The sequence below is a fragment of the Chitinophaga niabensis genome (assembly GCF_900129465.1).
GTDB lineage: Bacteria > Bacteroidota > Bacteroidia > Chitinophagales > Chitinophagaceae > Chitinophaga > Chitinophaga niabensis.
The window spans coordinates 859,785-873,642 of sequence record NZ_FSRA01000002.1 but is presented as its reverse complement, the minus strand read 5'-3'; the positions used below and the strand labels follow the sequence as shown (position 1 = coordinate 873,642).

The following is a 13,858-nucleotide window of genomic DNA, read 5'->3' as shown; positions in this document are numbered from 1 at the left end:
TAGGATGGTTTTCGCATCAGGCTATAAGAAATTTCTTTACTTTTATCCTACCTATGCAAAAACTGCTATACTTCCTTATCTGCCTTTGCAGCACTTTTTCCCTCCATGCACAGGGATACAATATCACGGTTCAATTGAAAGGATATCAATCGGGTACGGTGTACCTGGGGCACTACATGGGCAAAACCACGTATGTAATGGATTCCGCACAGATCAGTAATGAGGGGGTTGCGGTGTTAAAAGGCCCTGAAAAGCAGCCCGGGGGCATTTATATGGTAGTGCTTCCAGGAAAGACCCGCTATGTTGAAATGCTGATGGACAAGGTGCAGAACTTTTCCGTTTCAATAGATACCAGCGACCTGTCCGGCAAAACAATCTATAAGAATTCTCCGGATAACGATATGTTTTCCGCGTACAATAAATTCCTTTCTTCCCAGTCTGATATTATGAATGATATTCAGCAGAAGCTGGCAGCAGCCCGTACTGCGGAAGACACCGCAAAAGTTCGCCCCCTTTCGGAAGGGTTGGGTAAAAAGTTGCTGGCATACAGGAATAATATCATCCAACAGCATCCGCAAACCCTCCTGGCCAGCATCTTTAAGGCTATGCGGGAAACAGAGGTACCTCCTATGCCGAGGAAAAAGGACGGCAGCCTGGATTCTACCTATCCCTACCTGTATTTTAAGGCGCACTACTGGGATGATGTAGACCTTAGTGACGGAAGGCTGGTACGAACCCCTATCATCGAAAGCCGGCTTACCAGGTATTTTAACCAGTTAGTGGCGCCAGTTCCGGATTCCGTGATCCTGGAAGGGGACAGGCTGATCGCTAAAACCAGGAAAGACAAAGAGAGCTTTAAGTATGTGGTATGGTGGCTTACACATACCTATGAAGGTTCTCCGATCATGGGAATGGACGCGGTTTTTGTACACCTGGTGGAAAAATACTACGTTACAAAACAGGCTTACTGGGTAACAGAAGAACAAAATCAAAAGATCATCGACAGGGCTTTTACCATTGCCCCTAACCTGATAGGCCAGAAAGCAGCGGCGCTGCCATTGGTAGATACAGCAGGCAGGCCCAAAGCGCTCTACGATATAAAATCAAAATATACAGTATTGGTTTTCTGGGACCCCACCTGCGGGCATTGCATCACAGAAGTTCCCCGGCTGGATTCTGCTTACAAGGCAAGCTGGAAAAAGAAAGGGGTAACCATGTATGGTGTTAAAACAGAAGGCACACAGGCAGAGTGGACCCAATTCATTAAAGACAAAAACCTCGTTGGCTGGGCGCATGTGTGGGACCCCGGTTATAAGAGCAATTACCGCAAGTTCTATGATGTATACAGCACGCCGCTTGTTTACCTGCTGGACGAAAATAAAAAGATCCTTGCTAAACGCCTTGGGGTGGAACAATTAGAGGAATTCCTGGAGCGGGAATCGAAGGTGGCGGTAAAGAAGTAGCTATAAGTTATTGATTTATAATCAGATATAACAGCAGGAAGCCCCTTTGGCACAGTCTTTGGAATTACCGGTCATAATTAAACTACTAGGTTATGACGAAAAAGATTGTTCTCTCATGTATGGCTATCGGTTTATCTGTAGCTGCCATGGCTCAGGCAAGGGTAGGTATTAAAGGCGGGTATAACCTTGCCAATATTACTACCGGAAGCGGCGGGAATGTAGAAGAAAACAAATTCAAGAGCTCTTTTAATGTGGGCGTTATCGCGGATTTTCCACTTTCTCCCGTCCTTTCACTTCAACCCGGTGTATTCTATACCGGTAAAGGTTCCAAATTAGAAAGAGGAAACCCCGGTGATGTTACTTACTTCAAAACCTCCACCAATCCTCAATACATTGAAATTCCGGTAAACCTTGTGGGTAAGATCCCTATAGGTGAGGATACCCGGCTCTTTATTGGTGCCGGCCCTTATGCAGCTTTCGGCGTGGCCGGTAAGAACAAGTATGCGCTTGGACCTGTAAGCGGTGAATCCAAGATCAAGTGGGATGATGATACCCCGTTTGACAATACAGATCCTAACCAGGGGTACGACAAGTACAAACGTTTTGACTACGGTGGTAATTTGCTGGCCGGCGTTGAGGTGGGTAACTTCCTTATTTCTGCGCAGTATGGTTTAGGCTTTGCCAAGATCCTTTCCGGTGCGGATGATTCCCGTGATGATAAAAGCAAGAACAGGGTATGGAGCTTTTCAGTAGGTTATCTTTTTGGAGGTAGCGGAAGCGGTAAAAACAAAGCAGAATAGTAAACATTTTTGGGGCTAAAGCATTATTTAGTCTGAATACACCATTTTCATCCTAACGATAAATATAAAAAACAATGAAAAAAGTATTGTTATCCTTTGCGGTTATGTTGGTAGCAGGTGCTTCTTTTGCACAGGTTAAGTTTGGCATAACAGCGGGACCGAGCTTTTCAAGTACAACTTACAAGAATCCGTTGGTGAACAACGGGAACAAAAAGACCAGTGATATGTTGACGGGGCTCCGTGCAGGGGTGACCGTAGACCTTCCGCTGGCAGATGAATTCTTTATCCAGCCCAGCCTTTTATATGTAGGCAAAGGCGGTAAACAGGAGAATGCCCTGGGAGCAGACATTAAAACCAGGTTGCATTACCTGGAACTCCCGCTGAACTTTATGTACAAACCGGAAGTAGGAACAGGTAACCTGTTCATTGGCCTTGGCCCCTATTTCTCTTATGCATTAGGTGGTAAAGTGGGAGACAATGATATCGACTTTGGAAGCGACAACGCTTTGCAGACCAAAAGAATGGATGCGGGTGCCAATTTCCAGGTGGGATATGAATTGCCGATGGGACTGAACTTTGGTCTTCATACAGACCTTGGCCTGGTGAATATCAATGGTGCCGGTGATGACGACAACAGGGTGAAGAATACCTCCTTTGGTGTTTCTGTTGGGTACAAGTTTGGCAGTATGATGCGTCGTTAAGGAACTCATTCCTGTTCATAAACAGGCAGGTTAAGCATTACGAAACATTGAAATGCTTGACCTGCCGTTTTTTTAGGCCTCTTTCTAAACAATTCAGAAGCCCCTGGTGTTATCTCTCTTGCTTTCCGGCAGAGAGATAAAGGCACCATTTCACTATTTAAAACTGACAGTTCACGATTATTTAACCACAATTTTGATCATCAGGGCTCCCCGCTGTTATAAATTTGAGAAAGAATGTACTAAGTTTGATCCCAATAACAGCGAGAGCATACATTTAGCATTAATTCTATTTAGAGCACTTACTATCCCCTAAGCAGCAAGAAGCCCCTATCTAAATTCATATTTTATGAAAAAATCAGGTCTGCTGATCATTTTTTTGACCTCATTCGTATTGGGTGTACAGGCGCAGGTGAGCCTTGGCATCAGGTCCGGCTACACGGCGGCGAACATGAAAATTTCCGGAGATGTGCGCAGTGAACTGGGAGACGTGACCGGTAATATGAAAACATTCCATGGCTGGCACCTTGATCTGTTGATCAATATGCCCCTGAGCAATGGTTTTTACCTTCAGCCCGTGATCCGTTACATCACAAAGGGTACGGGCTTTCATGCAGCACGGATACCCAAGGCAGAATTGAACGGCGTGTACATTCCTAATGGCAGCCAGATGAAACTGAATTACCTTGAATTACCTGTTAATCTCGTATATAAGTTTCCGTTAGGTATCGGGAATATTGCTGCCGGATTTGGGCCTTATGTGGGATATGGTTTGCGCGGTCGGTATGATTTTGATATTACCCAGAATGGCCGGAGCATTACGCAGAACTCAAAGCAGGTGCAGTTTTCCCGCCGCTCAGATAATAACCTGGCCGTGGTGCGGATGTATCCCTGGGATGCAGGGGCAAATTTTGCACTGGGGTATGAATTTGATAACGGGTTAATGGTAGGCGCCAACTACAGCATGGGACTTACGGATATTGACCGGATAGATAAAATGAGCAGTAAGAACCAGTACCTGGGGATCAGTGTTGGTTTTTTATTTAACCGGGAAGATTACTGATCACCTATAAAACTATATTTTATAAAAGAAGCCGTCCTGCATGGACGGCTTCTTTTTTTATTTTTTACGTGGGGGTAAAGCTGTTTACCTACGTCTTAATATTAGCAATACATCACCAATAAGTTTTTTAACAAAAACAAAGGTGTGACAGTTATAGGGAAAAAAGGCCATCGCGTATCTACGTAATGGCTATTTTTTTTGCCTACATAACCGTTTCCACTACTTTGCGCACTACGTGAGGTTTACCCAGGGTGTAGTAATGCAATACAGGCACGCCGGCCGCTTTCAGTTCTTTTGATTGCTGGATGAGCCATTCAGTACCTACCAGCTCCACCTCTTTATCTGTTTTGCATTTATTCACTTCTGTGTACAGATCTTCCGGCATATCCACATGGAAAGTACGGGGTAAGATGGTCATTTGCTTCTTTGTGCTGAGGGGTTTCAGCCCGGGGATGATGGGAATGGTGATGCCCATGTCCCGGCATTTGGCTACAAAGTCGAAATACTTTTTATTATCGAAGAACATCTGGGTAACGATGTAATCGGCGCCGGCTTCTACTTTGCGCTGGAGGTACATCATATCCGTTTGCATATTAGGCGCCTCGAAATGTTTTTCCGGGTAGGCTGCGATGCCAATGCAGAATTTGGTTTTGAGGCCTCCCATGAGGTCTTCTTCCAGGTAGATGCCATTGTTCATCTGGGCTACCTGCTGAAGGAGATCGATGGCGTAACGGTGACCATTAGGATGGGCTTCAAAGAAAGTTTCATTCTTCGGAGCGTCTCCGCGGAGCACCAGCACATTGTCTATCCCCAGGAAGTTCAGGTCTATGAGGGCATTTTCTGTTTCTTCTTTGCTGAAACCACCACAGATCAGGTGCGGAACCGCATCTACCTGGTAGTGGTTCATGATGGCGGCGCAGATGCCAACCGTTCCGGGGCGTTTGCGGATCTCTACCTTATCAAAAGAGCCATCCGCGCGTTTTTTGAACATATGTTCGCTACGGTGATAAGTAACATTGATAAAAGAAGGCTTGAATTCCATGAGGGGGTCCAGATGGTCGTAGATGGATTCAATACTTTTCCCTTTCAGGGGCGGCAATATCTCAAAGGAGATCAATGTATCTTTTGCCTGGGAAATATGTTCAGTAACTTTCATATTTTAAAGCGGTAATTATAAAACCACGCAAAGATATTATTTAGGAGATTAATTAACTAATAGCCAATAAATGGTTAAAAATGTTTATCTATCGCCCTAAACCGCGGTTCATTGCCCTATTTTACTATTTTTGCTGAGATTCAGTTTATGGCGCTAAGAATACATACACAACAATTGGTTAAGAGATACCGGGCAAGGACCGTGGTAAATCATGTATCTGTGGAAGTTACGCAGGGAGAGATCGTGGGCCTGCTGGGGCCTAATGGTGCGGGAAAGACCACTACCTTTTATATGGTGGTAGGGCTTATCAAGCCGGATGAGGGGGAGGTTTTCCTCAATGATCAGAATATCACCAAGCTACCGATGTACAAAAGAGCGCAGATGGGAATTGGTTACCTGCCCCAGGAAGCCAGCATTTTCCGTAAGCTGAGCGTGGAAGATAATATTGCTGCTGTATTGGAAATGACGAAGCTGAACAAGGCAGACCAGAAAGAAAAACTGGAACAGCTGCTGACGGAATTCCGTTTACAACACGTGAGAAAAAGCCCCGGAGATGTACTCAGCGGAGGGGAACGCCGGAGAACAGAAATAGCCCGGGCCCTGGCAGTAGACCCTAAATTCATCCTGCTGGATGAACCTTTTGCAGGGATCGACCCTATTGCCGTGGAAGATATCCAAGCCATAGTAGCTAAACTTAAATACCGGAACATTGGCATCCTGATCACGGACCACAACGTACAGGAAACGCTTTCCATTACAGACAGAGCCTATTTATTATTTGAAGGTAAGATCCTCAAAGCCGGTACGGCCGAAGAACTAGCTGAAGATGAACAGGTAAGAAAAGTGTATCTTGGCCAAAATTTCGTACTCCGCAGGAAAGATTACCTGGACGAGGCTGCGAAACAATAACTACTATCACAACCCTAGTTAAAACCTGGTATGAAGATTTTAAGTCCAGCTTTATCACAATTGGCCAGAATACGTATGGGCCGTATTGAGCATTTTATGCAATATCCGCTGCAGGTACAGCAGCAGGTATTTCAGAATCTGCTCAGCGCTGCACAGTACACGGAATTTGGCAAACAGTATGGCTTCTCCAATATTTTTAAGATAGACGAATTTAAACAACGCGTTCCCGTTCATAACTATGAATCCATTAAACCCTACATCCAGCGTGTGATGGAAGGGCAACAGAATGTGATCTGGAACACCCCGATAAAATGGTTCGCCAAATCAAGCGGTACCACAGCAGATAAAAGCAAATTCATTCCTGTTTCCATAGAAAGCCTGGACGATTGCCATTACCGCGCAGGACGGGATGTGTTATCCCTTTATTATAATAACCTGCCGGATTCTGATGTGCTCACGGGTAAATCGTTAGTGATCGGTGGCAGCCACCAGGTGAATAAACTGGCTCCGGACAGCGATAGTTATGCAGGAGACCTGAGTGCCGTGATGTTGCAGAACATGCCATTTTATGGAAACATGATCCGCACGCCGGACCTTTCCATTGCTTTAATGGATGAGTGGGAAGAAAAAATAGAACGCATGGCCAATGCGGTGATCCATGAAAATGTGACCTCTATTGCAGGGGTACCTACCTGGACGATCGTATTGATCAAACGGATATTTGAACTAACAGGTACGGACAATCTTGCGGATGTATGGCCTAACCTGGAACTGTATATGCATGGTGGTGTGAGCTTCACTCCCTACCGGGAACAGTTCAAAAAGCTGATCCGCAAACCGAACATGAATTACCTGGAATCCTATAATGCATCCGAAGGTTTCTTTGCTGCACAGGATGTACTGGGAGAAGAAGGCCTGCTGCTTTTCCTGAACCATGGCATTTTCTATGAATTCATGCCGATGGAAGAATACGGCAAAGAGTTCCCCCGCACACTGCAATTACATGAAGTGGAAACGGGAAAGAACTATGCGCTTGTGATCAGTACTAACGGCGGCCTCTGGCGTTATCTTGTAGGCGATACCGTACAATTTGTATCCCTGGCACCTTACCGCATTAGGGTAAGCGGACGTACTAAATCTTTTATCAACGCGTTTGGGGAAGAGCTGATCGTAGACAATACAGATAAAGCCATTGGAAAGGCTTGTGAGGTAACCGGTGCTATTGTGAATGACTATACGGCCGCACCTATCTATTTCAGTGAAAGTGGCAGCGGCGGGCATGAGTGGCTGATTGAATTTGAAACCATGCCGGCAAACCTGGAAACATTTATTGACGTATTAGACAGTACACTTAAGACAATAAATTCCGATTATGAGGCTAAACGCCATAAGGATATGGCATTGCGGCGCCCTACTGTTCGTGTAATGACCCAGGGTTGTTTCACAGAATGGCTGAAAAGCAAAGGTAAACTCGGCGGGCAGCATAAAGTTCCACGACTCAATAACGAGCGGCATTTACTGGAGGAGATCCTCCGGTTCGTAGAAAAACACTAATTCAAACTAAAGCTAAAACCTATCTGTTTAAAATGAAATTACTCAACAACAAAGTAGCCATCGTAACTGGAGCAAGCCGTGGGATCGGAGAAGCGATCGCGTTGAAATTTGCAGATGAAGGAGCCAATGTTGCGTTTACGTACGTAAGCTCCGACGAGAAAGCAAAAGCCCTGGAAGCTAAACTGATCGCAAAAGGAGTGAAAGCCAAAGCGTATAAAAGTAATGCCGGTGTATTTGAAGAATGTGATGCGCTGGTAACGGATGTGTTGAAAGAATTTGGTACGGTGGATATTTGTGTAAATAATGCCGGAATCTCAAAAGATAACCTGCTGTTGCGTATGAGCGCTGAACAATGGGATGAGGTGATGGATGTGAACCTGAAGAGTGTATTTAATATGACCAAGCTGGTGATGCGCCCGATGATGAAGGCAAAAAGCGGCAGCATCATTAATATGAGTTCTATCATTGGTATGAAAGGTAATGCAGGCCAGAGTAGCTATGCTGCTTCCAAAGCCGGCATCATCGGATTCTCCAAATCCATAGCCCAGGAAATAGGCAGCCGCAACATCCGGGTGAATGCAGTAGCACCGGGTTTTGTGGAAACGGATATGACCCATTACCTGAAAGATGGTGAAGGTGCAAAAAACTACCTGGACCAAATTCCTTTAGGCAAATTCGGTTCACCGGAAGACATCGCAAATGTATGCCTCTTCCTGGCTTCTGACATGAGTGCTTATGTGACAGGGCAGGTGCTGAGTGTTTGCGGCGGGTTGAATACCTGATCCTTTTAAATAACTGAAAAAGGCTGGCGTTGTAGCGCCGGCCTTTTTTATGATATGATATTCACCTATACCCCAGGTGAAGGAATAGAGAACACGTACCGAACCTGTGGTATACAAATGAAATTTGCAGGTTGTGTTAAGAAAGTATCAGAACCGCTTGCCGGGGATCTCCACACGGAAGGTTTCCATACACTTCCTGTCCTGCAGGGTAACAAAAACCGTTTTACCGTCTTTACCGCCGAACACGAGGTTGCTGGTGGATTTTCCTTTCATCTGAATTTCGCGGAGCTGTTCTCCGGCAGGGCTGAGCACAACAATGGTGCCTTTGCCATAACGTGTTACATAAAGGTTCCCGGCTTTATCGCATTTCATCCCATCAAATCCATGATCCGGAAATTCTGCGAAGAGGGTTTTATTGGAGATATTGCCTTTGGCATCCACATCAAACTTCCATATTTTCCGCTGCACACTTTCATTCACGTACAGTATTTTTTCGTTCGGGCTTAGTTCAATTCCATTGGTGGTACCCATGTCCGCAGTCAGCAGCACAGCTTTTCCTCCCGGATCTATCCGCCAGATCTGACCTGTTTGCTCTTTCCAGTTAGGATCTGAGGCAAATACCTGATCCTTTTTATTGATGCAGAGATCATTGGGCTGGTTGAACTTTGAAGAGTGTACATACACGCTCACTTTTTTGGAGGGCATGCTTACCTGCAATACATTGTGGCCTTTGAAATCAGCCAGGAGCATACTGCCTTTGCTGGTGAACTGAATACTGTTGGCAATACTGCTATCCGGCAGTACAACAAAGATCTCCCCCTTTCCATTGGTGGAATTGATCTTTCCGATCACACCATCTTTGATAAAGTTCACAACGTATAAATTGCCGGCTTTGTCGAAATTGGGCCCTTCAATGTTGGAAGAGAACATATTTTCCGGGGTCAGATCTTTGGCTGTGTAAAGTGGTTCCTGCGCGAAAGCTGCCATGCTAAAGAGAAGGCTTATGGGGTAGAGGGAGTATTTCATACCCTGAAATTAAATTTTTTAGCGTAAAAGTACAAATGCGCCTAATTTGCAGCCCGTATGATTCATGTATCTGATATAAAAGACCTGGAAAGGCTCACCATCCACAAAGTGGGTAACGCAACCAACGAAGATCCGCTGGTACTGTCTCAGCAGCCACTGGAGCTGACGGATGAAACGATCGGTACCCTGTTGCTGAGCTATTTCATTCAGCCTTTCACCAATAATGCGGAATATTTCCGTTTCACGCATGAGGCTGACCTTCACTTGAATGAGGTTTTCAAATATTGCAGCCTGATCTTTGAAGACAAGGAGAATTTCCAGGAGCAGTCTGTGAACATTGCCAAACATCTTTACAAACACTCCACGCATCCAAAGATCAAAGGCGGTGAACTGTACATTGTGCATTTTTCCAAATGCCAGGTGGATGGAGAAGAAGTGGAAGCGATCGGTATTTTTAAATCAGAGAACAGGGATACCTATCTGAAAGTTTATCTCAGTAATGATAATTATGAAGTGAACTATGATGATGGGATCAATATCAATAAACTGGATAAAGGTTGCCTGGTCTTTAATGTGGAACAGGAGGAAGGATATAAAGTAAGTATCGTAGACAGCATCAGCAAACAGAATGAAGCTGTTTACTGGAAAGACGCTTTTCTGCAGGTACAACGCAGGGAAGACAGTTATCACCAGACGGAAACCATGGTGAGCATCTGCCAGCAATTCATCCAGAAAAAGTTACCTGAAGAATTTGAAATGAACCGGGTGGACCAGATAGAACTGCTGAATAAATCTGCTGCTTATTTCAAAGACAGGGAGGAGTTCAAACTGAATGAATTTGCAGAAGAAGTACTGGGGCATCCGGATGCCGTAGATGCCTTTAAGAATTACAGGGAGCATTTCAGGGAAGAATTTAAACTGGATGTGCCGGATGAGTTTGATATTTCCGGTGCGGCGGTAAAGAAACAGCAGCGCGTGTTCAAGAGTATTTTAAAGCTCGACAGGAACTTCCATGTATACATTCACGGTAACCGGGAAATGATCGAAAGGGGGTATGATGAGGAAAGGACGATGCATTTTTACAAGCTGTATTTTGAGGAGGAGAAATAGACTGGCTTAATCAGACAGCAGCTTTTGCATCTTGCCCAATTCATGAATGGCTTCGAGTATCTCCTTGTCGTAACGATTTTTTCCTTCTTCCAATGTTTTATAACTATAGTTATACATGCTCTTTTGCGTGGTGATCAATCTGCGTAATAGTTTATTATGATTGCGTGAATCTATGCTGAGCGACAACTGATCGATCTCATCCATGATACGCAGGTTTTCGTTCATGTAATAAATTCCAAAGTCCTTCAGTAATTTCTTTCGTTCTTCCCCGGAGTGTTGGTTGTTATACACTACGGCTGCCAGTACAAAGTTCTCGTCCATCTTTTCCAATTTTGCGATATAGATATTTACATCCCTTGGCAGCAGGAAATAAATGCCGATGAACAATGAACTTATAATGCCTGCTGCCCATGCTGTGCGGGTAAAGGTGGATGTTCTTAACCCGGGATATATTATCCAGGCCAGGATTGCGCCGGTGATCAATCCTCCGATATGCCAGGCATGATCAAAATTATCCACAAAGAAAACAGCTGCCAGGCTAAAAACGAGGTAGATGCCAATGCTGACCAGGAGGGCTTTTCTCTCGCCCGGTTGCAGGAAACGATGCAATAGCAGCATGAGGATGAATCCGAACAAACCGAATACCGCTCCTGAGGCTCCGACAGAAACAAGCCTGTCGTGCCACCATAAACTGGCCATGCCTCCTCCGATGCCACAAAGCAGGTAAATAAGCAGGAAGCGCCATCGGCCCAGGAGGGATTCCAGGTAGATGCCACAAACCATCAGGCCATACATATTAAAGAACAGGTGTAATACATCTGCATGCAAAAAGTTTGCCGTCAGCAAACGCCAGGGTTCTCCGAAAAGTGTGAGGGGCTTGTAGTTTGCGCCAACGTCCAATAATGCCTGTGGGTCAATTGTCCACCAGGTGCTATGCGGGAACAGCCATTTATTAGTGAGCAGGAGGAAGAGGAGTACCTGTAAAGTGATCAGGATGGGGGTGATGAAGTATCCTTTTACCGGCCTGAACACATTCATGAAACCACTGACTATGCGTGTGTTATGTGTGAGATGAACGAAATCACCCGTTTGGCTGAATTGCGCTTTCCTTTCTTCGTATTGTGCGAGGAGTAATTCAGCAGGTGTATCCGTGTTTAAAATGGCTATTTCTTTGAGCAGGCGGCGGATGTTCTGGCGGTTCCTGAAAAAGTCCAGTACCTGCACGCCGGTAGATACGCTGAAAAGTTCAATTTCTTCTTCGGTGATCCGGATGCTTACCTGTTCGTTCCAGGAACGGAGGCTGAAATTGGTAAAGGCGGTGATGCTATCCGGGCTTACTGTACTAACTTCCCAGCCCATTTTTTCAACAGCCATCCACGCGATCATCAGCTGTTCAGCAGATGTGCGGTTTTCCAGGCGGTAGGTGGTTCCATATCTGGGAGGGAATCCGATCATTATAGGACGAATATACGAAGAGACGCAATGTGCGTCTCTTCTATAATACGTGCAGTAAATACTATTTATTGTTTATCGTCCGGTTTACGGGGGGGACGATTTTTGTGGCGATGGTTACCGCCTTGACCGCCAGGGTTTTGTGGTTTTTGGCCTTCCCGGGGTTGTTGATCTTTTGGTTTTCCGGGTTCACCGCCGCGGTTTTGATTTTCCTGGCGGGGTTTCTGATCCGGTCTTGGAGGACGGTTTTCGTTACTGCGAGGCTGACCTGGTCCTTGCGGATTGCGTTGCTGGCCGCCTTGTTGTTGGCCTTCCTGCTGTGGACCACCTCTTTGCGGCCCCTGGTTGCGGCCCTGATTGCGATTTTCGCCTCCACGGTTTTCACCGCCTCCACGATTTTCGCGGTTTTCAGCACCACGGTTTTCCCCACCTCCGCGATTTTCGCCGCGTGGTCTTTGATCCGGGCGTGGGCCTTTTTGCTGATCAGGTTTTTGTTCCCCTCCTTTCGGGCGTTGGTCTCTTTGCGGACGGGCTTGCTGTTGTTGCGGACCCTGCCCTTGCGGAGCGCCTTTGGATTTGTTATCCTTTCCTTCTTTTTGTTTATTGTCCCGGTTCTTTTGTTTGCGTTTCTGTGATGCTTTTTCCAGGGAGCGTAAGCTGATCTGGCCTACCACATCTGCAAACCCAAGGTCCGCTTCTAATTCTGGTTTGGTGCTAACCACTTCCACCGGTTTCAGTTCTTCTGCCTTGATGCCTTGTTTGTTCATCTGGCGGATCTCTTTCACGCGGGTAATGGTGAGCGGGTATTGTTTGTTACTGCCGTCGAAAGAATACCACATGAGGCTTTTGAAGATATCCCGCTTTTGGAGGGAGGCGTTGCCGTTGGCGGTTTCTATCACATCGCAGTCATCAGGGAAATCCTTCAGGGCATCCAGGTAAGTATCCAGCTCATAGTTGAGGCAGCATTTGAGGCGGCCGCACTGACCGGATAATTTAGCCTGATTGATGGAAAGGTTCTGATAACGGGCTGCAGTAGTGTTTACTGATTTGAAGTCTGTGAGCCAGGTAGAGCAGCAAAGTTCGCGGCCGCAGCTACCAATACCACCTACTTTTCCAGCTTCCTGGCGGGCACCTATCTGGCGCATTTCCACCTTCACCCGGAATTCGGAGGCATACATTTTAATGAGTTCACGGAAATCCACACGGTCGTCTGCCGTGTAGAAGAAGGTGGCTTTCCGGCCATCGGCCTGAATTTCCACTTCGGCCAGTTTCATTTCCAGGCCAATGCTGCGGGCAATTACCCGGGCTTTGATGAGGGCTTCCGCTTCGCGTTGTTTGTTTTCAGACATGCGGTGCATATCATCTGTAGAGGCGCGGCGGAGCAGCTTTTTTACTTCGGGGGTATCTTCCACCCGTCGTTTTTTCATTTGCAGCCTAACCAGTTCCCCGGTAAGGCTTACCGTGCCAACATCAAACCCGCTGATTCCTTCCACAGCTACCATATCTCCTTTATCGAAGATCTGTTTGGTGGAATTACGAAAGAAATCCTTGCGACTGCCGTTATTAAAACTAACTTCTAAGATGTCAAATGGTGCTAAACTATCACTCAAGGGTATATTGGACAGCCAGTCAAAAACGTTTAATCTGTTACATCCTCCTGTACTGCATCCTCCATTACTCTTGCATCCCGACGGCTTCCCATCCACACCCGTACCACATCCGGCACAAGCCATATATTACGGTTTATAATATTAAGAAATAATTATCCCTGCATTCTCCGGTGACTAAAATACATATTTCCTTTCAGAATCTGAAGATTGTACAGGGAATAAGCCCAAAGGTAAG

At 45.9% G+C, this 13,858-nt stretch carries 12 protein-coding genes; 8 read left to right on the top strand and 4 right to left on the bottom strand.

The genetic code is table 11. The annotated features are described in order from the left end of the window. Nucleotides 1-53 precede the first annotated feature (53 nt). The 4 genes from BUR42_RS20515 (at nucleotide 54) to BUR42_RS20500 (ending at nucleotide 4,024) form a co-directional block, all read left to right on the top strand. Complete coding sequence (locus BUR42_RS20515; RefSeq protein WP_074241483.1) at nucleotides 54-1,463, top strand: TlpA family protein disulfide reductase; 1,410 nt, start codon at nucleotides 54-56, stop codon at nucleotides 1,461-1,463. Nucleotides 1,464-1,555: 92 nt separating this feature from the next. After that, nucleotides 1,556-2,263, top strand: a complete 708-nt coding sequence (locus tag BUR42_RS20510; protein ID WP_074241482.1) for a porin family protein — start codon at nucleotides 1,556-1,558, stop codon at nucleotides 2,261-2,263. Nucleotides 2,264-2,337: 74 nt separating this feature from the next. After that, nucleotides 2,338-2,964 carry a porin family protein gene (locus tag BUR42_RS20505; RefSeq protein ID WP_074241481.1) on the top strand — a complete coding sequence of 209 codons (627 nt, stop codon included), beginning with the start codon at nucleotides 2,338-2,340 and terminating at the stop codon, nucleotides 2,962-2,964. A gap of 346 nt (nucleotides 2,965-3,310) precedes the next feature. Then, on the top strand, nucleotides 3,311-4,024 hold the full coding sequence (locus tag BUR42_RS20500) for a porin family protein (RefSeq protein ID WP_074241480.1): 714 nt from the start codon (nucleotides 3,311-3,313) through the stop codon (nucleotides 4,022-4,024). 202 nt (nucleotides 4,025-4,226) lie between these two features. Here the strand turns inward: BUR42_RS20500 and metF are convergent, their stop codons facing one another. Further along, nucleotides 4,227-5,180, bottom strand: a complete 954-nt coding sequence (gene metF / locus BUR42_RS20495; protein WP_074241479.1) for a methylenetetrahydrofolate reductase [NAD(P)H] — start codon at nucleotides 5,178-5,180, stop codon at nucleotides 4,227-4,229. A 147-nt stretch (nucleotides 5,181-5,327) separates the two neighbouring features. Here metF and lptB point away from each other — a divergent pair, with 147 nt between their 5' ends. From lptB to fabG, 3 genes are read left to right on the top strand one after another with little or no spacing between them, the layout of a single operon-like run. Next, entirely contained in the window at nucleotides 5,328-6,089 is a 762-nt protein-coding gene (gene lptB / locus BUR42_RS20490) for an LPS export ABC transporter ATP-binding protein (protein WP_074241478.1), read from the top strand. A 30-nt stretch (nucleotides 6,090-6,119) separates the two neighbouring features. Continuing rightward, nucleotides 6,120-7,643, top strand: coding sequence for a GH3 auxin-responsive promoter family protein (locus tag BUR42_RS20485; RefSeq protein WP_074241477.1), 1,524 nt, complete (start codon nucleotides 6,120-6,122; stop codon nucleotides 7,641-7,643). Between the two features lie 32 nt (nucleotides 7,644-7,675). Beyond that, on the top strand, nucleotides 7,676-8,425 hold the full coding sequence (gene fabG, locus BUR42_RS20480; protein ID WP_074241476.1) for a 3-oxoacyl-[acyl-carrier-protein] reductase: 750 nt from the start codon (nucleotides 7,676-7,678) through the stop codon (nucleotides 8,423-8,425). A 147-nt stretch (nucleotides 8,426-8,572) separates the two neighbouring features. On the opposite strand, the gene BUR42_RS20475 is transcribed toward fabG, so the two are convergent. After that, nucleotides 8,573-9,451, bottom strand: coding sequence for an SMP-30/gluconolactonase/LRE family protein (locus tag BUR42_RS20475; RefSeq protein ID WP_084185733.1), 879 nt, complete (start codon nucleotides 9,449-9,451; stop codon nucleotides 8,573-8,575). 57 nt (nucleotides 9,452-9,508) lie between these two features. On the opposite strand from BUR42_RS20475, the gene BUR42_RS20470 reads away from it, so the two are divergent. Further along, nucleotides 9,509-10,561 carry a nucleoid-associated protein gene (locus BUR42_RS20470; RefSeq protein ID WP_074241475.1) on the top strand — a complete coding sequence of 351 codons (1,053 nt, stop codon included), beginning with the start codon at nucleotides 9,509-9,511 and terminating at the stop codon, nucleotides 10,559-10,561. Between the two features lie 6 nt (nucleotides 10,562-10,567). Here BUR42_RS20470 and BUR42_RS20465 read toward each other — a convergent pair whose 3' ends face one another. Then, a complete protein-coding gene (locus tag BUR42_RS20465; RefSeq protein WP_074241474.1) occupies nucleotides 10,568-12,016 on the bottom strand; it encodes a rhomboid family intramembrane serine protease in 1,449 nt (482 codons plus the stop codon). Nucleotides 12,017-12,081: 65 nt separating this feature from the next. Then, complete coding sequence (gene ricT / locus BUR42_RS20460; protein WP_084185732.1) at nucleotides 12,082-13,746, bottom strand: regulatory iron-sulfur-containing complex subunit RicT; 1,665 nt, start codon at nucleotides 13,744-13,746, stop codon at nucleotides 12,082-12,084. Nucleotides 13,747-13,858 lie beyond the last annotated feature (112 nt).